General features: G+C 73.3%; 19 protein-coding genes and 1 tRNA gene. 3 read left to right on the top strand and 17 right to left on the bottom strand.

The window, feature by feature from the left end:
• Positions 1 to 38: 38 nt before the first annotated feature.
• The 14 genes from hpnH to AB0O09_RS37075 all read right to left on the bottom strand — a co-directional run bounded on the left by hpnH (position 39) and on the right by AB0O09_RS37075 (position 15,572).
• Positions 39 to 1,064 carry an adenosyl-hopene transferase HpnH gene (gene hpnH / locus AB0O09_RS37140; protein WP_263106172.1) on the bottom strand — a complete coding sequence of 342 codons (1,026 nt, stop codon included), beginning with the start codon at positions 1,062 to 1,064 and terminating at the stop codon, positions 39 to 41.
• Positions 1,065 to 1,066: 2 nt separating this feature from the next.
• Positions 1,067 to 1,732 carry a 1-hydroxy-2-methyl-2-butenyl 4-diphosphate reductase gene (locus AB0O09_RS37135; RefSeq protein ID WP_363549812.1) on the bottom strand — a complete coding sequence of 222 codons (666 nt, stop codon included), beginning with the start codon at positions 1,730 to 1,732 and terminating at the stop codon, positions 1,067 to 1,069.
• 37 nt (positions 1,733 to 1,769) lie between these two features.
• Positions 1,770 to 3,683, bottom strand: a complete 1,914-nt coding sequence (gene shc, locus AB0O09_RS37130; protein ID WP_363549809.1) for a squalene--hopene cyclase — start codon at positions 3,681 to 3,683, stop codon at positions 1,770 to 1,772.
• A gap of 186 nt (positions 3,684 to 3,869) precedes the next feature.
• Positions 3,870 to 4,871 (bottom strand): polyprenyl synthetase family protein, encoded by a 1,002-nt coding sequence (locus tag AB0O09_RS37125; RefSeq protein WP_359984066.1) that lies wholly within the window; start codon positions 4,869 to 4,871, stop codon positions 3,870 to 3,872.
• 161 nt (positions 4,872 to 5,032) lie between these two features.
• A complete protein-coding gene (hpnE, locus tag AB0O09_RS37120) occupies positions 5,033 to 6,433 on the bottom strand; it encodes a hydroxysqualene dehydroxylase HpnE (RefSeq protein ID WP_363549807.1) in 1,401 nt (466 codons plus the stop codon).
• Positions 6,434 to 6,536: 103 nt separating this feature from the next.
• Positions 6,537 to 7,394, bottom strand: a complete 858-nt coding sequence (gene hpnD / locus AB0O09_RS37115) for a presqualene diphosphate synthase HpnD (RefSeq protein ID WP_363549822.1) — start codon at positions 7,392 to 7,394, stop codon at positions 6,537 to 6,539.
• 41 nt (positions 7,395 to 7,435) lie between these two features.
• Positions 7,436 to 8,359, bottom strand: a complete 924-nt coding sequence (gene hpnC, locus AB0O09_RS37110; protein WP_363549820.1) for a squalene synthase HpnC — start codon at positions 8,357 to 8,359, stop codon at positions 7,436 to 7,438.
• A 141-nt stretch (positions 8,360 to 8,500) separates the two neighbouring features.
• Entirely contained in the window at positions 8,501 to 9,316 is an 816-nt protein-coding gene (locus AB0O09_RS37105; RefSeq protein WP_344621813.1) for an ABC transporter ATP-binding protein, read from the bottom strand.
• The gene (locus AB0O09_RS37100; protein WP_363549803.1) at positions 9,309 to 10,229 is read right to left on the bottom strand and encodes an ABC transporter permease; all 921 of its coding nucleotides are present in this window, start codon (positions 10,227 to 10,229) and stop codon (positions 9,309 to 9,311) included. Before AB0O09_RS37100 ends, AB0O09_RS37105 begins: the two co-directional genes overlap by 8 nt.
• 59 nt (positions 10,230 to 10,288) lie before the next feature.
• A complete protein-coding gene (locus tag AB0O09_RS37095; RefSeq protein WP_363549800.1) occupies positions 10,289 to 11,173 on the bottom strand; it encodes a glycosyltransferase in 885 nt (294 codons plus the stop codon).
• The gene (locus AB0O09_RS37090) at positions 11,170 to 11,907 is read right to left on the bottom strand and encodes a CDP-alcohol phosphatidyltransferase family protein (RefSeq protein ID WP_363549818.1); all 738 of its coding nucleotides are present in this window, start codon (positions 11,905 to 11,907) and stop codon (positions 11,170 to 11,172) included. Before AB0O09_RS37090 ends, AB0O09_RS37095 begins: the two co-directional genes overlap by 4 nt.
• Before the next feature lie 79 nt (positions 11,908 to 11,986).
• Complete coding sequence (locus AB0O09_RS37085; RefSeq protein WP_344621810.1) at positions 11,987 to 13,048, bottom strand: iron-containing alcohol dehydrogenase family protein; 1,062 nt, start codon at positions 13,046 to 13,048, stop codon at positions 11,987 to 11,989.
• The gene (locus AB0O09_RS37080) at positions 13,036 to 13,791 is read right to left on the bottom strand and encodes a phosphocholine cytidylyltransferase family protein (protein WP_363549797.1); all 756 of its coding nucleotides are present in this window, start codon (positions 13,789 to 13,791) and stop codon (positions 13,036 to 13,038) included. Before AB0O09_RS37080 ends, AB0O09_RS37085 begins: the two co-directional genes overlap by 13 nt.
• Entirely contained in the window at positions 13,788 to 15,572 is a 1,785-nt protein-coding gene (locus AB0O09_RS37075) for a DUF5941 domain-containing protein (protein ID WP_363549815.1), read from the bottom strand. The genes AB0O09_RS37080 and AB0O09_RS37075 overlap by 4 nt, the downstream gene beginning before the upstream one ends.
• 724 nt (positions 15,573 to 16,296) lie before the next feature.
• On the opposite strand from AB0O09_RS37075, the gene idi reads away from it, so the two are divergent.
• Positions 16,297 to 16,938 (top strand): isopentenyl-diphosphate Delta-isomerase, encoded by a 642-nt coding sequence (gene idi, locus AB0O09_RS37070; protein WP_363549795.1) that lies wholly within the window; start codon positions 16,297 to 16,299, stop codon positions 16,936 to 16,938.
• 51 nt (positions 16,939 to 16,989) lie between these two features.
• Here the strand turns inward: idi and AB0O09_RS37065 are convergent, their stop codons facing one another.
• Positions 16,990 to 17,529: an ATP-binding protein gene (locus AB0O09_RS37065; RefSeq protein ID WP_363549793.1), complete on the bottom strand. Its 540-nt coding sequence runs from the start codon at positions 17,527 to 17,529 to the stop codon at positions 16,990 to 16,992.
• Positions 17,530 to 18,399: 870 nt separating this feature from the next.
• On the opposite strand from AB0O09_RS37065, the gene AB0O09_RS37060 reads away from it, so the two are divergent.
• Positions 18,400 to 18,484 (top strand) — tRNA-Leu (locus AB0O09_RS37060).
• A 108-nt stretch (positions 18,485 to 18,592) separates the two neighbouring features.
• On the opposite strand, the gene AB0O09_RS37055 is transcribed toward AB0O09_RS37060, so the two are convergent.
• Together AB0O09_RS37055 and yidD are read right to left on the bottom strand one after the other, a co-directional pair.
• The gene (locus tag AB0O09_RS37055) at positions 18,593 to 18,943 is read right to left on the bottom strand and encodes an MmcQ/YjbR family DNA-binding protein (RefSeq protein ID WP_363549791.1); all 351 of its coding nucleotides are present in this window, start codon (positions 18,941 to 18,943) and stop codon (positions 18,593 to 18,595) included.
• Positions 18,944 to 18,969: 26 nt separating this feature from the next.
• Complete coding sequence (gene yidD, locus AB0O09_RS37050) at positions 18,970 to 19,506, bottom strand: membrane protein insertion efficiency factor YidD (protein ID WP_344621804.1); 537 nt, start codon at positions 19,504 to 19,506, stop codon at positions 18,970 to 18,972.
• A gap of 196 nt (positions 19,507 to 19,702) precedes the next feature.
• On the opposite strand from yidD, the gene AB0O09_RS37045 reads away from it, so the two are divergent.
• Entirely contained in the window at positions 19,703 to 20,689 is a 987-nt protein-coding gene (locus AB0O09_RS37045) for an aldo/keto reductase (RefSeq protein WP_363549788.1), read from the top strand.
• Positions 20,690 to 20,802: the final 113 nt, after the last annotated feature.

The following is a 20,802-nucleotide window of genomic DNA, read 5'->3' as shown; positions in this document are numbered from 1 at the left end:
GCGGCGTGCGCCCGGCGCACGCCGCGGGCCCCGGGGCGTCAGTTGATCCGGCCGGAACCCAGGGTCTCCCGGGCGGCGCGCAGGGACTCCTTGAGCGAGCCCATGGTGGCGAGGACGGCGGTGGGTTCGTAGCCGCAGTGCGCCATGCAGTTGTCGCAGCGCGGGTCCCTGCCGCGGCCGTACTTGTCCCAGTCGGTCTTCTCGATGAGTTCGCGGTAGGTGGGGACGTAGCCGTCGGCCATCAGGTAGCAGGGGCGCTGCCAGCCGAAGAGGGAGTAGTTGGGGATGCCCCAGGCGGTGCAGTCGAAGTCGACCTTCCCTTCCAGGAAGTCCAGGAAGAGCGGGCTGTGGTTGAGCCGCCAGCGGCGCCGGTTGCCGCCGGAGAAGGCCTTGCGGAAGAGCTCCCTGGTCTGTTCGACGCCGAGGAAGTGGTCCTGGTCGGGCGCCTTCTCGTAGGCGTAGGCCGGGGAGATCATCATCTCGTCGACCTTGAGCTCATCGTTGAGGTAGTCGAGCACCTCGATGATGGTCTGCGGAGTGTCGGTGTTGAAGAAGGTGGAGTTGGTGGTGACCCGGAAGCCGCGCCGCTTGGCCTCCCGGATCGCCTCCACCGCCTCGTCGAAGGTGCCCTCCTTGGCCACCGAGGCGTCGTGCCGCTCGCGCAGGCCGTCGATGTGGACGGTGAAGGTGAAGTACGGCGAAGGAGTGAATCTGTCGAGCTTCTTGCGCATCAGCAGGGCGTTGGTGCAGAGGAAGACGTACTTGCGGCGGGCGACCAGCTGGCGGACGATCTCGTCGATCTGGGGGTGCATCAGCGGCTCGCCGCCGGCGATGGAGACCATCGGCGCCCCCGACTCCAGGACGGCGCCGACCGCCTGGGCGACCGGCATCCGCTGCTTGAGCACCCCGGCCGGATGCTGGATCTTGCCGCAGCCCTCGCAGGCCAGGTTGCAGGCGTACAGCGGCTCCAGCTCGACGATCAGGGGGAACTTCTCACGGCGCCGGAGCTTCTGCTGCAACAGGTAGGTGGACACGCGGACGGACTGACGCAGCGGCATGGCCATGGCTAACTCGCCTCCTGCGGGAGTGTCGAGGGCTGTGGTGGACGGGGTGCTGCGGTGGCGACCAGGCGGTGCCACTCGGTGAGGGCCGGTACGGCGGCCCGCAGGGCGCGCCAGGCGCGCACGCCGGCCGGCAGGGTGCCGGGCCGGATCAGCTCGCGTTCGGGGGTGTCGACGACCACCCGGAGCACCGCGGCCGGCAGCTCGGGCCGGATCTCGGCGCGGGCGGCGAGGACGGCGGCGGCCTCCATGTCGACGGCGAGGGCGCCGCGGGCGTGCAGCGCCCGGCGCTGGGAGCCTCGCACCACGTGGTCCGCGGTGTGGTGCAGTCCGGTGTGCGTGGTCAGACCGCAGGCCTGCAGGGCCTTGGCGAGGGTCGGGGCGCTGTCGAGCGCGAAGCGCCCGCCCTCCGAGTCGCGGACGGCGTCCGCGACGATGACCTCGCCGGGGGCGGTGCCGGGGGCGACGGAGGCGCCGAACCCGGCGACCACCAGGGCGCCGTAGTCGCCGGTGGAGAGCAGGGTCCGGGCGACCTGCCCGGCCCGGCCGCGGCCGATCCCGGTGCGGACCAGGACGGGCGAGCCGCCGATCGCACCGGCCCAGTCGCCGCCGCGCAGGGCCCAGGCCTCCGGCCCGAGCGCGCACAGCACCAGCAGGGGCTCACCCGTCATCGCACACCTCCGGCCGTCTCGGTGAAGTGACGTTTTCTCACCGGTCACCGCCTCCTGCCCCGAGCGGCCGCCCGGTCACGTACCTGCCGAGCGCCGTCACCGGGAACACCAGGCGGTACAGGTGGTAGTTGATCGAGAAGTCCCACGGGAAGCCCGTCCCGGTGAACTGCGGTTCGTCCCAGGTGCCGTCGGCGCGCTGGGTGCGGGCCAGCCAGGCGACGCCGCGTTCCACGGCCTCGCTGCCGCTGCCCGGGCCGTCCGGTGCCTCGCCGGCGGCGAGCAGCGCCATCAGCGCCCAGGCGGTCTGCGAGGCGGTGGAGTCGCCGCGCCCGGCCCAGGTGGCCGGGTCGTCGTAGGAGCGCATGTCCTCGCCCCAGCCGCCGTCCGGGTTCTGCCGGCTCTCCAGCCAGTGCACGGCCCGGCGGACGGCCGGGTGGTCGCCGCGGATCCCGGCGGCGACCAGCGCGGGCAGCACCGAACCGGTGCCGTAGATGTAGTTGGTGCCCCAGCGGCCGAACCAGGAGCCGTCCTCCTCCTGGTGGTCGAGCAGCCAGGCGATGCCGCGCAGGGCCCGCGGGTCGGCGGCGCCGCCGACCTCGGCCAGCATCTCCACCACGTGGGCGGTGACGTCGGCCGAGGGCGGGTCGATGACCTCGCCGAAGTCGCAGAACGGCAGCTTGTTGGGGAGCGGGCTGGTGTTGTCGACGTCGAAGGCGCCCCAGGCGCCGTCGCGGGACTGCATGCCGAGGCACCAGCGGACGGCGCGTTCCACGGCTCCGTTCAGCCGCGGGGGCTCCGGGTGGGCGACCCGGCGCAGCGCCAGCACCACCTCGGCGGTGTCGTCGATGTCGGGGTAGGTGTCGTTGTGGAACTCGAAGGCCCAGCCGCCGGGCGCCAGCCTCGGCCGCTTGACCGACCAGTCGCCGCGGGTGGTGATCTCCTCGTCGAGCATCCAGTCGGCGGCCCGGACGACGGCCGGGTCGTCGGCGGGCAGCCCGGCGTCGCGCAGCGCGATGGTGGCCAGGCAGGTGTCCCAGACCGGGGACTGGCAGGCCTCCAGCCAGCGTCTGCCGTCCTCGGTGTGCACGGTGAAGCCGTCGAAGGCGGCCAGTCCGGCCTTCATCACCGGGTGGTCGAGCTTGTAGCCGAGCAGGTGCAGGGCGATCAGGGAGTAGACGGCGGGCGGTTGGATGCCGCCCCAGCAGCCGTCGGCCTCCTGGCGGTCGACGATCCAGCGGCCGGCCCGGGCGAGCGCGCTGCGGCGCAGCGGCCGCACGGCGTACCGGTGGTAGTGGTGCATCAGCCGGTCGAGGCGTTGGAAGAGGCCCTCCCAGCTGGCGGCCGGGGCCAGCGGCGGGGCCGGGTACGGGTCGGCCGGGTCGGTGTGCAGTTCGGTGAGGTCGAACGGGGCCCGGCGTACCGGGCGGTGGGCCGAGACCACGGTCAGCGGGACGATGGTCTGCCGGGCCCACTGGCCGAAGGCGTAGATGTTGAGCGGGGCCCAGCTCGGCAGGAAGAGGATCTCCGGCGGTAGTTCGGGGAGGCGCTGCCAGGGCCACCAGCCGAACAGGGCGAGCCAGATGCGGGTGAAGACCCGGGTGGCCGCGATGCCGCCGTGCTCGCGGACGTGGCGGGCGGCGGACCGCATGTGCTCCTCGCCGGGGTCGTCCCCGGCGAGTCTCAGGGCGACGTACGCCTCGACGGTGGTGGACAGTTCGGGAGGCCCGCCGTGGAAGGTCGCCCAGGTGCCGTCCGCGCGCTGCTGCGAGCGGATCCAGGCTGCCGTGGCCCGGGTCTGGTCCGCGGTGCGGATGCCCAGGAACTCACGCAGTAACAGGTCCTCGGCGTCCATGGTGACGTTGGTCTCCAGGTCGCCCTTCCACCAGCCGTCGGGGTTCTGCAGTGACAGCAGGTGGGCGGTGGCCCGGGCCAGTGCCGCCTCGACGGGCACATCGTCCGATCGTCCTACCGGAGTCCGGCCGTCGGCCGCCCGCCCCTCCTCGGGGGGCGGGACGAGGCCGTCCGGCAGCGGCACCTGGCGATCGGCCACCCGGTCGGGAGGGCGGTCACCCACCGCGACCGGCTCGGAATCGTACTCGGGGTCGAGCCGGCCGCCCGCGGTTGCTGTCAATTCACGTCACCTCTCTCGTACCACCACGAATTCGGCGAGTGCGACGAAGTGCTCGCGCACCTCGTCGGTCATCGGCACCTCGTCCAGTGCGGCGAGGGCGGTCTGGTGCCGGCGGCGGGCCTCGTCCTGCGTCCAGGCCCGGCCGCCGGCCTCCTCGATCAGCCCGGCGCGGGCGGCGAGCACCTGCTCGCTCTCCTCGCCGCGGCCCTGCGGGTCGGCCAGCTGGTCGGCGAGCTTGCGGGAGGCGGCGCCGCCCTCGGCGAGCGCGGCGCACACCGGCAGCGACTTCTTGCGCTGGCGCAGGTCGCCCCAGTGCGGCTTGCCGGTCACCTCCGTCGCTCCCCAGATGCCGAGCAGGTCGTCCACCGCCTGGAAGGCCAGACCGAGGTGGTGCCCGTAGCGCTGCAGCGCGTCGGAGACCCGGTCGTCGGCGCCCGCGAGCACGGCGCCGATCGCGGCGGAGGCGGCGAGCAGGGCGCCGGTCTTGCCGCCCTCCATCTCCAGGCACTCCTCCACCGTCACCACGTCGCGCTGCTCGAAGGCGACGTCCATGGCCTGGCCGTCGATGAGCTTGCGGGTGGCGGTCGTGATCAGCCGGACGGCGCGTGCGGCGTCCGCGGCGGTCGCACCGCCCGTGACCGCCGCGTCGAGCAGCACCTCGGTGCCCAGCGTGGCGAGCGCGTCGCCGACCAGGATCGCCTGGGCTGGTCCGAAGACCGTCCACGCGGTGGCCCGGTGCCGCCGGGTCTCGTCACCGTCCATCAGATCATCATGGAGCAGCGAAAAGTTGTGCACCAGCTCGACCGAGACGCCTCCGGGCACGCCGGCCTCGGCCGGAGCACCGGCCGCCTCGGCCGACAGCAGCGCCAGCGCGGGCCGCACGGCCTTGCCGCCGTCCCCGGCGGCGGGCCGGCCGTCCCGGTCGATCCAGCCGAAGTGGTAGGCGCCGACGGTGTCCATCGGTGCGGCCAAACGGGCGACGGCGGACCGCAGCGACGGGGTGCACATGGTCCGGCCGCGTGCCAGCAGGTCCAGCACCGACGGGGTGTCCTTCACCGAGCCGACGCCCTGGGTGCGAGCCTCCACGTACGTTCCCTCTCCGTGCGGATGCCCGGCCGCCGTGGGCGCCAGGCGTGGTGCGGTGTCAATGGTCGTCCGGCGGGGCGGCGTCATCGCGGCCACCGTCCGTCGCCGCGGTCGGCGGGCAGCCGCCGACCGGTGCGGGCGAGCGCTGCGTCCGCGGCGGCGTGGCCGCTGCGCACCGCACTCTCCATGGTGGCGGGCCAGCCGGTGGCCGTCCACGAACCGGCCAGCAGCAGGCCGGGCACGTCGGTGGCCGCGGCGGGCCGCAGCGGGGCGGTGCCGGGGGCCGGGTCGAAGGTGGCCGTCCGCTCGCGGGTGACGAAGAAGTCCAGCACCTCCGCCTCGCGGGCACCGGGCACCAGCCGGGCCAGCTCCGGCAGGTAGCGCTCGCGCAGCTCGGCCACCGGCAGGTCGATCTCGGCCTGCACCGCGGACTGCGACAGCGCCAGGTACTGGGCGCCGGGAACGTCGAGGCCCGAATGGGCCGTCCGGTCGAACACCCACTGCACGGGCGAGCCCAGCGCGGCGAAGAACGGGCGGCGCAGCAGGGTGCGGTCGTACACCACGTGCACGTTCAGGATCGGCGCGTGGCCGAGCCCGGCGATCCGCTGCTGGTCGCGGATCGCGCCCGGCGGCAGCAGGGCCGCCGCGGACTCCTGCGCGCCGGCCAGCACCACGGTGTCGGCGGAGAGCAGCTCGCCGTCCTCCAGCCGGACGCCGTGCCGGTCGGCGGGCTTGATCTCGGCCGCCCGGGTGCGCAGCCGGACCTGCACGCCGAGGCGCTCCAGCTCGGCCAGGGCGGCGTCGTGGTGGATCCGGCCGAGCGGCACGTTGGCCATGCCGATGTCGGAGGCGCCCGGGTCGGAGAGCAGGCCGGTCTTGAAGACCATGGCGGCCAGCGCCAGCGAGGTCTGCTCGGCGGTGGCGTTCAGCGTGGCGACGCCGACCAGGTCCCACAGGGCCGCGACGGTGGCCGGGGTCTGGCCGTGCTGCCGCAGCCAGGCGCCGAAGGAGATCCCGTCCAGCGCCGGGTCGGCGAGGTCGAGCGCCTGCAGCGCGAGGGCGGCGCGCACCACGCGCAGCCGGTCGGCCGGGCCGAGGTGCGGGTACCCGGCGAGGCTGGCGGCCAGGTGCAGCGGCACCGGCAGGCCCGCGCGGCGCAGCCGGCCGAAGGTGCGCCGGCCGTCGTGGGCGACGGAGAGCACCGGGACGTCCAGGCGCGGCTGGAGATCCACCAGACGGCCCGCGCCCAGTCGGTCCAGCAGGCCGCGGTAGGCGGTGCAGCAGCGCAGGAAGACGTGCTGGCCGTTGTCGACGACCAGGTCGCCGCGGCGGAAGGAGAAGGCGAGGCCGCCGAGCCGGGGTCTGGTCTCCAGCAGGGTGACCCGGTGGTCGGCCTCGGCGAGGCGCAGGGCCGCGGTGATGCCGGCGAGCCCTCCGCCGACCACGACGGCGGTGGACCGCTCGGCCGTCGTCCGTGCGGTCATCGGTGCCACCCCCTGCCCTGGTCTCGCCGTCGTTTCGTGGACAACATCACCGCATATGCCCGTGATTCCCTGTTGACACAGCGTGACATAACTGGCGGAAGAATCAAGAACGCCCTCCGGCGAGCCCGGACAGCGCCACGTACGCCTTCTCCCAGCCCGGCAGGGAGACCCGGCCGCGCAGGACGGACCCGGGCTCGGCTGCGATCCGGCCGAGCAGGCGGTGGTAGATGCCGGCCATCGCGGCGGTGCAGGCCCGGCTGCGGCGGTCCAGCATCGGCAGCAGCCGCAGGCCCTCCTCGAAGGCCTGCTGGGCCCGCTGCGCCTCGAAGGCGATCAGCCCGGTGAAGTCCGCGCCGACCGGCGGCTCGGACAGGGCGAAGCCCTCCTGGCAGCCGAACCGGACGAGGTCCTCGGTGGGCAGGTAGGTGCGGCCGTTGGCGGCGTCCTCGCGCAGGTCGCGCAGGATGTTGGTGAGCTGCAGCGCGAGGCCGAGGGTGTCGGCGTAGTGCGCGCCGAGCTCCGGGTCCTCGCAGCCGTACACGCCGAGCGACAGCCGGCCGATGGCGCCGGCGACGCAGCGGCAGTAGACCTTGAGGTCCTCGTACGTCCGGTACTCGACGCCCTTGAGGTCCATCTCGACGCCGTCGATCAGCTCGTCGAAGCCGCCGAGCGGGATCGGGAAGCGCCGGGCGGCGTCCGCGAGGGCGACCTTGACCGGGTCGGTGTCGTCCTCGCCGACCGCGCCGGCCCGCACCTCGTCCAGCAGCTCGCGGGTGCGCAGCAGCTGCTCGGCCTTGCGGTCCTCGGGCAGGTCGCCGTCGCCGATGTCGTCCACCCGGCGGGCCAGGGCGTAGAGCGCGGACATGGCGAGGCGCTTGGGCTCCGGCAGCAGCCGGATGCCGTAGCTGAAGTTGCGGGCCTGCAGCGCGGTGACCGCCTCGCAGTACCGGTAGGCCGCCATGACCGGCGCCGACGCCAGTGGGGATGCCGCCACTCGGGCGTTCACCTTCCCTTCGCGAAGAGTGCCGCCGCCCGCAGTGCCAGGCGGCGCTTGTCCGGCTTGGGCTGCCGGGCGAGCACGTCGTACCCGGCGGCCTCGACGGCCGCCAGGGCCGCGTACCCGCCCGCGGTGAATCCCGCGAGCAGCAGCCGTAGCCTCCCGTGAACCGTACCCACCAGCGGTGCGCCGCGGTCGAGCAGGGTCCGGGCCCGTTCGGCCTCGAAGGCGATCAGCTCGCGCACCCGCGGACCGGCGGTCGGCGCGGCGAGGTCGTCCTCGGTGACGCCGAACCGTTCGAGGGAGTCTGCGGGCAGGTAGATCCGGCCGCGGCCGAGGTCCTCGGCGACGTCCTGGATGTGCTCGACGACCTGCAGGCCGCTGCAGATCGCGTCGGAGAGGACGATCCGCTCGGGGGTGGCGACGCCGGCGAGGGCGAGCACCAGCCGGCCGACCGGGTCGGCGGAGAGGGTGCAGTAGCCGATCAGGTCGCGGTAGGTGGCGTAGCGGGTGGTGGTCTGGTCGACGCGGTTGGCCTCGATCAGACGGCGGAAGGGCTCCGGGGTGACGGGGTGGCGGTCGGCGAGCGGGACGAGCGCCTTCATCAGCGGGTGGCGGGGCGGCTCGCCGCCCTGGCCGAGGGCGGTCTCGAAGGCGCGGTCGAGGTCGCGCTCCAGGCCGTCCAGCAGGCCGAGCCGGAAGGCGGTGCGGTCGGCGACGACCGGGACGTCCAGCAGCGCGGCCACCCGCTCCGGCTCGGCGAGGTCGCCGTCGCCGGCGTCGTCGACCAGCCGGGCGAAGCCGTAGACCGCCATCAGGTCGGTGCGCCAGGCGGCGGGCAGGAAGGACGGCGCGACCGGGAAGTTCTCCAGGTCCGCCTTCCGCAACGTGGCGCCGTCTGTCTGATTGTCTGATTTGGCCGAAGCCACCACTGCCGTCACTCCCCCGTTCTACACCGCTCCGCCCGGCGGTCCCCTTCGGACACGCGTACCGGGCACCGCGTCCGATCACGCCGAGGCCGGTGCCGGGAGAGTCCCGGCACCGGCCTCGGCGAGATCGCCGCGGACCCCTCAGGGGCGCTCGCCGCGCTCGTACGCCTTCACCACGACGTCGGTCGGCCCGTCCATGACGAGCTCGCCCTTCTCGATCCAGATGGTGCGCTCGCAGGTGTCGCGGATCGCGTTGTTGTTGTGGCTCACCAGGAAGACCGTGCCGGCCTCCTTGCGCAGCTCGCGGATGCGGGCCTCGGAGCGCTTCTGGAACTTCTGGTCACCGGTGGCCAGCGCCTCGTCGATCAGCAGCACGTCGTGCGTCTTCGCCGCGGCGATGGAGAACCGCAGGCGGGCCGCCATGCCGGACGAGTAGGTGCGCATCGGCAGGGTGATGAAGTCGCCCTTCTCGTTGATGCCCGAGAAGTCGACGATGTCCTGGTAGCGGGACCGCACCTCGGCGGGGGACATGCCCATCGCCAGGCAGCCCAGCACCACGTTGCGGTCGCCGGTCAGGTCGTTCATCAGCGCGGCGTTCACACCGAGCAGCGAGGGCTGCCCGTTGGTGTAGATGCCGCCCGCCTCGGTCGGCAGCAGGCCCGCGATGGCGGCCAGCATGGTCGACTTGCCGGAGCCGTTGGAGCCGATCAGGCCGATCGCCTCGCCCTTGTACGCCACGAAGCTGACGCCGCGGACGGCGTGCACCTCGCGGATGGCGGGCGAGCGCTTGCGCGAGATGATCCGGCTCAGCGCCGAGGTGGCGCTGCCGCGGCCGGAGCCCGCGCCGTGCACCTTGTAGACGATGTGGACGTCGTCCACGACGACGGTGGGCACGCGGGCGTGCTGGGCGTCCACCGGAGCCGCCTCCTGAACGTTGGTCGTTGCGGTGTCAGCCACGGCCGTACTCCTCCTCCGCCTTCCAGAAGAACACGAAACCGAGCACGAAGGCGACCAGCGCCCAGGCGATCGCCACGGCCCAGACGTGCGGCGGCAGCGAGTGACGGTTGTCGATGCTCGGGTCGAACGCGAACCGGACCAGGTCCATGTAGACCGAGGCCGGGTTCACGTCCGCGGCCAGCTGGATCCACTTGGGCCAGGACTTGATGTTGTTCTCGATGCTGTAGAACACGCCCGAGAGGTACATCCAGGTGCGCAGGATGAACGGCATCAGCTGCGCCATGTCGGTGGTCTTCGCGCCGACGCGCGCCATGGCCAGCGCGATGCCGGTGTTGAACAGGCACAGCAGGGCGATGGCCGGGATCACCAGCAGCCAGCTCAGACCGGGCGTGATCCCGCTGGCCAGCACGATGCCGATCAGCACCACCATCGAGATCAGCAGCTGCTGCAGCTGGATGATCGTGAAGGCGATCGGCAGGCACGCGCGGGGGAAGTGCAGCGCCCGGATCAGGCCCAGGCTGTCGGAGATCGAGCGGGTTCCGCTCTGCACCGCGGTCTGGATGAACTGGAAGATGAAGACGCCGATGCACAGCCACGGAACGTAGTTGCCGATCGACTTGCTGCCCGAGAGGATCAGGCCGAAGACCAGGAAGTAGACCACGCAGTTCAGCAGCGGGGTCACGACCTGCCAGACCTGGCCGAGCTTCGCCGTGCTGTACTGCGCGACCAGCCTGGCGGTCGCGAAGGACATGATGAAGTGGCGCCGGGACCACAGCTGCTGCACGTACTTGGGCAGCGGTGGCCGCGCCCCGCTCACCGTCAGACCGTACTTGGCCACGAGCTGCTGGGGGGTCAGGCCCGCGTCGGCGCCCCTCGGGGCCGAGAGGCTGAGCGGGTCACTCAATGTCGACACATTCGTCCTTGATCACGGAGTTTGATTCGACCGGCAGGGGGGCTTGCCGGTGGCAGCGATCAGATGATCGGCGGTCGGCCCAGGCGGGTCAGTCGCCATACAGTACGCCATCGCATCGGCCGTCGCGGACCGCAGGGTTCCGCCCAGCCGGCCCGGAATCCGCCCAGCCAGGCCTTGAGCGCGTCACCGGACGGGCGGCGGGCCAGGGTGAGCAGGAACCAGGTTCCCAAGTAGAGAGGCACCAGCGGGACCGGAAGGTTCCGCCGGGCCAGCCACACGCGGTTGCGGGCCACGTTGTGGAAGTACGAGGCGTGCCGGGCCGGCGAGGTGGTGGGATGGTGCAGCACCACGTCGGCCCGGTAGTCGATGGCCCAGCCGGCGTCCTGCGCGCGCCAGGCCAGGTCGGTCTCCTCGTGCGCGTAGAAGAACTCGCCGGGGAGCTGTCCGGCCTGGGGGAAGACCGCCGTGCGGACGGCGCTGGCGCCGCCCAGGAAGGTCGTCACCCGGGAGGAGCGCAGCGGGTCGCTGGCGCGCAGCCGGGGGACGTGCCGGCGCTGGGTGACGCCGGTGTCCGGGTCCGCGATCCGGAAGGAGACGATGCCGAGCCGCGGGTCCTCCGCGAAGGCCCGGCGCAGCAGCTCCGCGGAGTCGCGGTTGGGCAGCAGGCCGTCGTCGTCGAGGAAGAGCACCACGTCGACGTCCCGGCCGTCCGGGCCGAACAGCTCGATGCCGACGTTGCGGCCGCCGGGGATGCCGAGGTTCTCCGGCGACTCGGCGGTGCGGACGTCCGCGGGCAGCGGCGGCAGCGGGGCGCCGTTGGCGACCACGGCCAGCTCCACCGGCGGGCCGTCCTGGGCCCGGACGGACTCGATCAGGGCGTTCAGCTCCGCCGGGCGGTTGCCCTGGGTGATGATGACGGCTCCGAGCCGCAGGGCGTCGCTCATCGCAGCCTGCTCGACAGGACGATGCTCAGCAGGTGCAGCACGGTCTGCAGCATGGCGATCGCGGCGAGCACCACCACGGCCAGGCGGGTGAAGAAGATACCGCCGTGCACCTGGTCCGCGATGCCCGCGGCGAGGATGAACAGCGAGGCCTCGACCGCGCCGATCAGGCGGTGGAACTTCAGCAGCGAGGCGGCCCGGCGGGCCTTGGCGACGCCGGAGGAACGCGGCACCGAGGCGCTGTCCTCGACGGCGGTCATGCCGCTGCGGGCGCGGGCCACGTCGACCAGGTCGGTCTCCGACTTGATCAGGATCGCGCCGAGCGCGGCGAGGGTGCCGAGGAAGGCCCACTGCCAGGCGGTGGCGGTGCCGTCCTGGTGGAACAGGTCGGCGGCCCGCAGGCCGAGGCCGGTGAGCAGCGCGGCCTCGGACATGTAGTGGCCGACGCGGTCCAGGTAGACACCGGTCAGCGAGGTCTGCCGGCGCCAGCGGGCGACCTCGCCGTCCACGCAGTCGAGCAGCAGGTAGACCTGGATCAGCAGGGCGCCCAGGACGGCGCCCGTGATGCCGGGGATCACCAGGGCGGCGCCGGCCAGGATGCCGGTGAACATCATCAGGTAGGTCAGCCCGTTGGGCGTGATCCAGGTGACGGTGCTCAGCACGCGGGTGATCCGCAGCGAGATCTTCCGCATGTAGAGCCGGCCGGCCCAGTGCTCGGCGCTGCGGCGCTGGAGCATCCCCTCGGGGTGGATGACGGCCCGCAGCTCCTCGACGGAGGGGCGGCGGGTCAGGTCGACCGGGGCGGCCGAGGGGGAGTCAGCGGTGGACTGCTTTGACATAGTCGGCGTACGCGTCCCTGATGTCCGATGGGGAGAGGTCGAGGTGTTCCAGGATGGTGAAGCGGCCCGGGCGGGTGTTCGGGGCGTAGTGCACCGCCTCGGTGAACTCCGCCTCGGTGAAGCCGATCCGGTCCGCGGTCACCGGCAGTCCGTGGCTCGCCAGGCGCTCCACGATCAGACCGGTCAGCTCGTGCTCGCCCCGCAGGTGGCTGGCGAAGGCGGCGCCGAGGCCGACCTGCTCGCCGTGCTGGGCGGACCGCTTGGGGTACAGCACGTCCAGGGCGTGCGAGATCTCGTGGCAGGCGCCCGAGGAGGGCCGGGTGCTGCCGGCGATGTTCATCGCGATGCCGGACAGTACCAGGGCTTCCGACAGGGCCATCAGGAGGTCCTCGTCCTCCAGGCCGCCGGGGTGGCGCAGCAGGTTCTCGCCGGCCGAGCGGGCCATCGCGACGGCCAGGCCGTCGACCGGCTCGCCGGTGACCCGGTTCGACAGCTCCCAGTCGGCGCAGGCCGAGATGTTGGAGATGACGTCGCCGATTCCGGCCGCGACGAAGCGCTGCGGCGCCCTGCGGATGACGTCGAGGTCGACCACGATCCCGATCGGGCTGGGCACGCCGTAGGAGCCGCGCCCGGCGTCGTTGTCGAGGATCGAGACCGGTGAGCAGATGCCGTCGTGGGCGAGGTTGGTGGCGACCGCCACGATCGGCAGGCCGACCCGGGCCGCGGCGTACTTCGCGGCGTCGATGATCTTGCCGCCGCCGAGGCCGACCAGCGCGTCGAAGTGTCCGCCGCGCATCTCGTCGGCGAGCCGGACGGCCGCGTCGAGGGTGCCGTCGGCGACCTCGAACCAGGCGGCGCCCGGGAGCAGCGGTTCGAGCCGCTCCCGGAGCACCGCGCCGGAGCCGTTGCTGATCGCCACCGCTATCCGCCCGGAGGCGGACAGCCGCTGGTCGGCGAGGATGCCGCCGAGCGCGTCGAGGGCGCCCGCGCGGATCTCCACGAAGACCGGCGAGGGCAGCAGCCGGGTCAGTACTGGCACGCGATCTCCCGCGCACGGGCCAGGTCGTCGTGGTTGTCGACCTCGACCCAGGAGACCTCGCCGATCGGCTGCACGTCGATCCGCAGGCCGCGGTTCACCATCTCCTGGTAGCCGTCCTCGTAGTAGAGCTGCGGGTCGCGCTCGAAGGTGGCCTGCAGGGCGTCGGCGAGGGCGTCCTTGGCGGACGGGTTGATGATCGTGACGCCGATGTACTCGCCGGTCGCCTCGGCCGGATCCATCAGCTTGGTGATGCGGCGCATGCCGAGGGCGGGGTCGACGACGACCTTCATCTCCTCGTCGGCGAGCTTCTTCACGGTGTCCAGGGCGAGCAGGATGCCGGGGGCGCCGCCCTCCTTGGCCATCCGGTCGTTGCCGTCGAGCATGGTGCGCTGGACGGACGCCGGGTGCACGGTGTCGCCGTTGGCGAGCAGCAGGCCCTCGCCGAACAGCTCGCGGGCGCACCACAGGGAGTAGGCGTTGTTCCACTCCTCGGCCTTGTCGTTCTCGACCAGGGTGAGCTTGACGCCGTACTTCTGCTCCAGCGCGTCCTTGCGGTCGTACACGGCCTCCTTGCGGTAGCCGACCACGACGGCGGCCTCGCGCAGCCCCACCTCGGCGAAGTTGCCGAGGGTGAGGTCCAGGACGGTCCGGTCCCCGTCGACCGGCACCAGCGCCTTGGGCAGGGTGTCGGTGTACGGGCGGAGCCGGCGGCCTGCGCCGGCGGCCAGGACGAGGCCGATCATGCGGTGTCTCCTGATTCGTCGTGTTCTGCCGTGGCGTCGCCGAACACCCAGAAGTGGATGGACTCGGCGACGACGACCAGGGCCAGGACGGCGGCCAGGGCCACCAGACCGCCCTGCAGGGCGGCAGCTCCGGGCCCCTCGTGCCCGACCGCCCCGGTGGGGGCGCCGCCGTACACGAGAGCGGCGAAGAGGGTGACGAGCAGGGCCCGCCCCTCCTGGCCGCCGGTCGCGCGAACCAGCCAGCGGGCCGGCGCGCCGGTGCCGCCGCGGAGGCGGTACACCGTGTCGTAGTGATGGTAGGCGACGGCCGCGACCAGCCCGAACGCGGCCGGGAGGGAGGCGGTGTCCAGGCGCAGCGCGAGCGCGAGGACGGTCAGGTACTCGCCGGCTCGGAAGAACGCGGGGGCCAGCCAGTCCAGGGCGCCGTCGAGCTTCCTGGCCAGGACGAGCGAACTGAGCAGCACGTAGCCGGCGGCGGCGCCGACCGAGGCCCAGGTGCCGCCGAGCAGGTGGACGGCGACGGGCAGGCCGGCCGAGGCGAGCGCCGCGACCACCGGGACGGCGAGGCCCGGCAGCCGGCGGGCGACGGGGCGCAGCAGCGGGGCGAGCAGCTCGGCGAGCGGTCCGCCGTCGGCGAGGACGGCGACCTCGCGGGCGGCCTGGTCGGCGCGCGGACGGCGCCGGTTGATCGAGCGCAGCACCCGGCCCGCGGTGGTGTAGCAGCAGGCCAGGGCGCAGCCGACCAGCAGCACGGTGAGCGTGGTGCGGGGGGTGGTGAACGCGGTGAGCAGGGCTATCAGGGCCCAGCGCTCGCCGATCGGCAGCACGACGATGCGGCGGGCCCAGACCGTCCAGCCGACCCGGTCGAGCCGGTTGGAGAGCTGGGCGGTGGGGCTGGAGTTCGCCGCCTGCGCCTTGCTGCCGGCGGTGGCGGGGTTGCGGGCGGTCTCCTGGTCGGCGGCCATGAAGGCGAAGTCGACGCTGTGCCGGAAGGTCATCAGCACCATCGCGGCCAGGGCGAGCGCCCACACGTGGTCGCCGGTACGGGTGGCCGCGATCGCGAGGCCCGCGTAGAAGGAGTACTCCTTGGCCCGGTCGAAGGTGGCGTCCAGCCAGGCGCCGACCGTGGAGTACTGCAGCGAGTAGCGGGCGAGCTGCCCGTCGGTGCAGTCCAGCACGAAGGAGAGGATCAGCAGCAGACCGGCGGCGACGAACCCGGGCCGGGTCGCGGTGGCGGCGCTGGCGGCCGCGGCGAGCGCGGTGACCAGCGAGGCCGTGGTGACCTGGTTCGGGGTGAGGCCGCGGCGGGCGCACCAGCGGGCGATGTAGCGCGAGTACGGGCTGACGCAGTAGGTGGTGAAGAAGCCGTCGCGGGCCTTCACCGCGCGGCGCAGCCGCACCGCCTCCTCGTCGACCTCGGCGACGGCGGCGCGGGCGGCGGCCAGCTCGTCGGCGGTGGCGGGGACGGTCGCGACCAGGGTGCCGAGCTCCGGGCGCTGGACGGGGATGCCGCCGCGCTGGACGGCGCCGGCCAGGGCGTCCGGGAGGTTCGGCTCGTGGCCGGTGAGGCCGTGGGCGGCGGTGACCAGGGCCTCGCGGGCAACACTGCCGTTGACCGCGACGGCGCCGGGGACGGCGCCGGCCGGGAAGCGGGGGTCGGTGAGGGCCAGGCGCAGGGCGTGCCGGTGGCCGACGAAGCCGGCGTCTATGACGGCGATCCGCTCGGCCGGGTCGGCGGCCGCGAGCAGGTCGGCGAGTTCGACGGCGTCCCGGGCGTGCAGGATCCGGCCGAAGCCGATCGCCGCGAGGTCGGCGGCGAGCGGACCGGGGGCGGTGACGGCGGTGCGGCCGGCGGCCCGGTCCGCGGAGGCGGCGCGGTCGGCCTGGGCCGGGATGGGCACCGTGGTCACGGTGGCGGTGGCGGCCGTCCCGTACCCACCGGTGCTGCTGAGCGGGAGCGGGTCGCCGGCTCCCGGGACGGCCGACGGCTCGGAGCCGGTCACGATCACAGTGGACAGCGGGACTCACTCCCTGACGGTGCGAACGTTCGACGGTACGGACGGGGTTCCGGCCGCAACGGCGAGCGGTGGGACGGGGTGTGGTGGCGGCGCTGCCCTGCGGGGCCCGGCGCACCGGTTGAGGCTACCGGACGGCCCGTTTGCCCCCGAAACGGGGCATCCCCGGCCCCACGGGGCGCCGCGCGCGGGCACCCGGCAGTGCGGGCGGGCGGCGTGGCACCACGGTCGGCGGCCGGTTCGACCACCGGTCGTGCGGGTCATCATTCCGGACGGCGAGCCCGGCATTCAAGCCGTTGAGGGGCGGAACATCGGGCGTACGCACGACCTTCGAACGGACACAAGGTGAAGGCGGCGCGACGAATTCGGTCAGGGTGCGAACACGTCGTCCGGTCATTCGCCCCTTCCCGGGCCCCACGTGCGTCGCGGCCGTCGGACCCCGGAGCATGCGGCAGACTTGGGGCCCGACGCCACTTGCGAAGGGGACCCCATGTCCGACATCTCGTCGACCAGCCGGACGCACCTCCTCCCGGAGATCGACACGGATCTCGACAGAGGCCCCGGTGCGGGCGCCGGCGGTGCCGCGCAGTCCGCCACCGAGATCCTGCTGGAACTGGTCGACGACGACGGCTTCACCATCGGCACCGCGGAGAAGCTCTCCGCCCACCAGCAGCCGGGCCGGCTGCACCGCGCGTTCTCGGTCTTCCTCTTCGACCAGCAGGGCCGGCTGCTGCTCCAGCGCCGCGCCCTCGGCAAGTACCACTCCCCCGGCGTGTGGTCCAACACCTGCTGCGGCCACCCCTACCCGGGCGAGCAGCCCTTCGTCGCGGCCGCCCGCCGCACGGCGGAGGAGCTCGGCACCGCCCCCGCCCTGCTCTGCGAGGCCGGCACCGTCCGCTACGACCTGCCGGACGAGGCCTCCGGCCTGATCGAGCGCGAGTGGAACCACCTCTTCGTCGGCCTGGTCACCGCCGACCTCGCACCGGACCCGGACGAGATCGCCGAGACCCGCTTCGTCACCGAGGAGGAGCTGAAGGAGCTGGAGGCGGAGAAGCCGTTCTCCGCCTGGTTCCGGACGGTCTTCGAGGCCGCGCGGCCGGGCATCCGGGAGATCACCGGACGCGGCTGGTAGACCTCCCGCAGCGGGCTCGGACGGTCTCCACCGCTCCGGGCCCGCCGCACGTCACCAGAGGTGGCCGTCCGGCTCCGCCGCACGCGGGGCCGGCAGCGGCAGCGAGGCCCAGATGACCTTGCCACCGCCCTCGGTCCGCTCCACGTCGCAGGTGCCGCCCGCCTGCAGGGTCACGCTCTTCACCAGGAGCAGGCCGCGTCCGCCGAGGTTGCCCAGGTCGCTCTCCAGCGCCTTCGGCCGGTACGGGTGGAGGTCCTCCACCGCGATGCGCACCCAGCCCTCGCCGATGGCGAGCTCGGTGCTGAGGCGGGGCGAGACGACGGCGGCGTGCGTCACCGCGTTGCTCACCAGCTCGGAGACGATCAGCAGCAGGTCGTCGATCAGCTCCTGGTAGCGCTCGCCGGCCATGCCCTGGGCGAGGAGGCGGTCACGGACCGCGTGGCGGGTCTGCGGGACGGCGGCCTCCTGCGCATCGGCGACGAACCGCCAGACGCCCGGTTCCGGGCCGACGCCCGGCCGTCTGGCCGCGGCCCCGTCCGGGGAGCCGGGGTCCGTCGAAGTGCTCGAGGCCGCCCCGCTGGTCTGTTCCACGTCAAGCCACCCTTCGCATCGTGACGGGAGGCTCTGCCGCGAGCCGTACGCACGGCGGCGCGGGCCGGCGGCCTCTCGGGAATCGGGCGTTCCGCTCAAGGCTCCCTTGGTCCACAGAGGCTAGGAGAGCACCCGTCGGCCACTGGCCCAGGGACTGGAAACTGGCGGCGGGTGAACTGTTCAGACCACATGCGAACGCGATCGGACCACTTCGGCCCGGTCACGATTCGTTGTACCAGCGGATCGGTCACGCTGTGGGAGGTTTTCCCAGATCAGCACGGGCGGACACCGGGCTCTCCACGCCCGCCGGGGCATCCGCCGGGGCGCCCGACGGCCGCCGCGTACGCTCCGGCACGACCCCACCCCGCGACCGGACCGCCCGCACCCGCCGGCGCCGCCGGTTCACCGCCGCACGGCTCCCCCACTGCCGCCGACCGGCCACCGGGCACCGGCCGGCGGCCCGCACCGATGCTGACCAGGCCGGACCTCCGAACACGGGGCGGTGCGCAGTTGCGGCCCGGCGCGGGGTGCGGGCCGCCCGGCCGGCCGACCGGCGCCGCCGGCCCGATCACGGGACCGAGGACGCCGCGCAGCCGCACCGTGTCGACGGGTGGGCCCGCCGCCCGCCGCCCGCCCACGGGCCGGAGGTGCCGGCGCCCGGGAGGAGGAGCGCGGCGACCCGAGTGAGCCCCTCCGGATCGACGGCCGCCGATGCCCCTTTGAAGGCGATTCGCACACCTATGCCCGATTCGCTCCGCGCCCTCCGCCCCGAGCGGCAGAAACGCAGGTGAGAAGCACTCCCACGGCCTGGTAATGTTCTCTCTGTCGCCAGGGGGCGAAGGAAACGGAAACCCTGAGGCAACACACCCCGTCCGGGTGGCGGAATGGCAGACGCGCTAGCTTGAGGTGCTAGTGCCCTTTATCGGGCGTGGGGGTTCAAGTCCCCCCTCGGACACCGACAGAGGCGGATCACGATCTTCGGATCGCGATCCGCCTCTTTGCGTTGAGGAGGCCGGGCGACCCGACGTGTTCCCTCCACGGTGTCAGTGGGACGGCCGCGGCACTAGGAGCCGCCCCCGCCGAGGTGTTCGTCGGCGACGCGGCGGGGGACGACCATGCGCCAGGCGTCCAGGACGAGTTCGCGCATCTCGTCGGTGTCGATGGCCGCCGTCCTGACCTGGACCCAGTTGAAGCGTTCGTCGGCCGGGTCGGGCGGCAGGAAGGTGTCCGGGGCGGAGGCGATCAGGGCGGCCCGTTCCTCCCTGGGGAAGGCGAAGCCGAGGACGGACTCGTCGCGGTTGAAGGCGAGGTAGACGATCCGCCCGACCCGGAACTTGACCCGGTCGCGGACCAGCGCCTCTTCCGTCCGGGGCAGGGAGAGCGCCAGGCGGCGCACGTCGTCGACGGTGACCATCCGACCGGCCTGCCGGTCCGCGGGGCTCAGCGCCCGGGAACGGGGTCGTGGCCGCCGTGCGTGCCCGGGCGGCAGCGCAGGAGGCGGCCGGCGGTGAGGCGGCTGCCGCGCACCGCCCCGTGCCGGTGCAGGGCCTGGACGGCGTAGGTGGAGCAGGACGGGGTGTAGGGACAGCACGCCGCCCGGGTGGGGCTGATCCGGGTGCGGTAGAAGCGGACGGCGTCGTAGAGGCCGGCGGCGAGCGGCCCTGCGGGAACGGGGGCGGCCGGGTCGGCGGCACTCCGTCCGTGGCCGCGGCCGACGGCGGCCTTGAGCACCGAGGCGAACATGATCGGGATCAGGGCGATCATGCAGGGGTCGGCGATCTCACCGAGGCAGTCGCAGGCGTCGCAGCAGTCGTTGTCGCCCTTCGTCCGCTTGTTGCGGCGCTTCCACTCCTCGCGGGCGCGGCGCTGCTCCCGGCGGCGGCGCCGCTCGTGCTCGGGCAGCCACCACCAGGCCCGGCCGGGGCGCGGCGGCGGTCCGCTCTGCTGCTGCACGTGGTGCGGGTGGTGCTGGGACACGGCTGCGGGCCTGCCTTCCGTCCGGGTGCGGGTCGGGCGGCCGCGGTGGCGGCCGCCCCGGTGGGTCGGACGACGGTAGCGCACCTGCGGGTTCCCTCCACCGTCCGCCTGCCGGCCTTGACTTCGCGTGCACTCCAACCACCAGACTCCGAACCGTTCGTTCCCGCAAGGGGCAGGCGAGAACCGAGGAGCAGCGATGGAGTACCGCACGATCGGCACCGACCCGTCGACCCGCCGCGAGGTGAGCGTGCTGAGCCTGGGCGCGATGCTGTTCGGCACGGCGGTGGACGAGCGGACCTCCTTCGCGCTGCTGGACCGGTTCGTCGAGGCGGGCGGCACCTTCGTCGACACCTCGAACAACTATGCGTTCTGGGTGGAGGGTTCGCAGGGCGGCGAGAGCGAGGCGCTGCTCGGCCGGTGGCGGCGCAGCCGCGGGATCGGTGACCAGGTGGTGATCGCCACCAAGCTCGGGGCCCGGCCGCTCGCGCCGTCGCGGGGATTCACCCCGGACGTCGAGGGCCTGTCGGCGAAGACGGTCGGGGAGTCGGCGGAGCGCAGCATGGAGCGGCTCGGCACGGACCGGATCGACCTGCTGTACGCGCACATCGAGGACCCGCGGACCGAACTCGCCGAGACGGTCGAGGCGTTCGGGTCGCTGGCGGCACAGGGCTCGGTCGGTCTGCTCGGGGTGAGCAACCACTGGATGTGGCGGGTGGAACGCGGCCGGGCGCTGGCGGCCGCGGCCGGACTGCCGGGGTGGGAGGTGCTGCAGTACCACCACAGTTATCTGCGGCACCGCACCGATCTGCCGACGCTGCGGTCCGCGGACGGTTCGGTCGGGGTGGCGGGCGGCGAGGTGCTGAGCTACCTGCGGTCGGAGCCGGGGCTGGCCATGGTGGCGTACTCGCCGCTGCTGGGCGGGAGTTACGTGCGGTCGGACAAGCCGCTGGGCGAGGGTTTCGACCACGCGGGGACGGCGAAGCGGCTGGCGGTGCTGCGGGAGGTCGCGGCGGAGACCGGCGCGACGGCGAACCAGGTGGTGCTGGCCTGGCTGATCGGCGGCGAGGTGCCGGTGATCCCGCTGGTGGGGGCGTCCTCGGTGGCGCAGCTGGACGAGAGCCTGGCGGCCGTGGAGTTGGAGCTGACGGCGGACCAGCGGGCACGGCTGGATGCCGCGCACTGATCCGCCGTCGGGCGAACGCCTAGGTGTTCTGACCCGTGAGGTTGGGGACGCGGCTGGCGGGTGGCTTGCCTGCGAGTGCGGTGTGTCCGCGGTGGTGATTGTAGGTGTGGAGC

Source organism: Kitasatospora sp. NPDC093679, from assembly GCF_040683455.1.
Classification (GTDB): domain Bacteria; phylum Actinomycetota; class Actinomycetes; order Streptomycetales; family Streptomycetaceae; genus Kitasatospora; species Kitasatospora arboriphila.
The sequence above is the reverse complement of the archived record's forward strand: the minus strand, read 5'-3'. Positions and strand labels throughout refer to the sequence as shown.

Coding starts and splice junctions, on each gene's coding strand:
- hpnH (WP_263106172.1), bottom strand. CDS start 1,064: ATGGCCATGCCGCTGCGTCAGTCCGTCCGCGTGTCCACCTACCTGTTG.
- AB0O09_RS37135 (WP_363549812.1), bottom strand. CDS start 1,732: ATGACGGGTGAGCCCCTGCTGGTGCTGTGCGCGCTCGGGCCGGAGGCC.
- AB0O09_RS37125 (WP_359984066.1), bottom strand. CDS start 4,871: ATGTGCACCCCGTCGCTGCGGTCCGCCGTCGCCCGTTTGGCCGCACCG.
- hpnE (WP_363549807.1), bottom strand. CDS start 6,433: ATGACCGCACGGACGACGGCCGAGCGGTCCACCGCCGTCGTGGTCGGC.
- hpnD (WP_363549822.1), bottom strand. CDS start 7,394: ATGGCGGCCTACCGGTACTGCGAGGCGGTCACCGCGCTGCAGGCCCGC.
- AB0O09_RS37095 (WP_363549800.1), bottom strand. CDS start 11,173: ATGAGCGACGCCCTGCGGCTCGGAGCCGTCATCATCACCCAGGGCAAC.
- AB0O09_RS37090 (WP_363549818.1), bottom strand. CDS start 11,907: ATGCTCCAGCGCCGCAGCGCCGAGCACTGGGCCGGCCGGCTCTACATG.
- AB0O09_RS37080 (WP_363549797.1), bottom strand. CDS start 13,791: ATGATCGGCCTCGTCCTGGCCGCCGGCGCAGGCCGCCGGCTCCGCCCG.
- idi (WP_363549795.1), top strand. CDS start 16,297: ATGTCCGACATCTCGTCGACCAGCCGGACGCACCTCCTCCCGGAGATC.
- AB0O09_RS37055 (WP_363549791.1), bottom strand. CDS start 18,943: ATGGTCACCGTCGACGACGTGCGCCGCCTGGCGCTCTCCCTGCCCCGG.
- AB0O09_RS37045 (WP_363549788.1), top strand. CDS start 19,703: ATGGAGTACCGCACGATCGGCACCGACCCGTCGACCCGCCGCGAGGTG.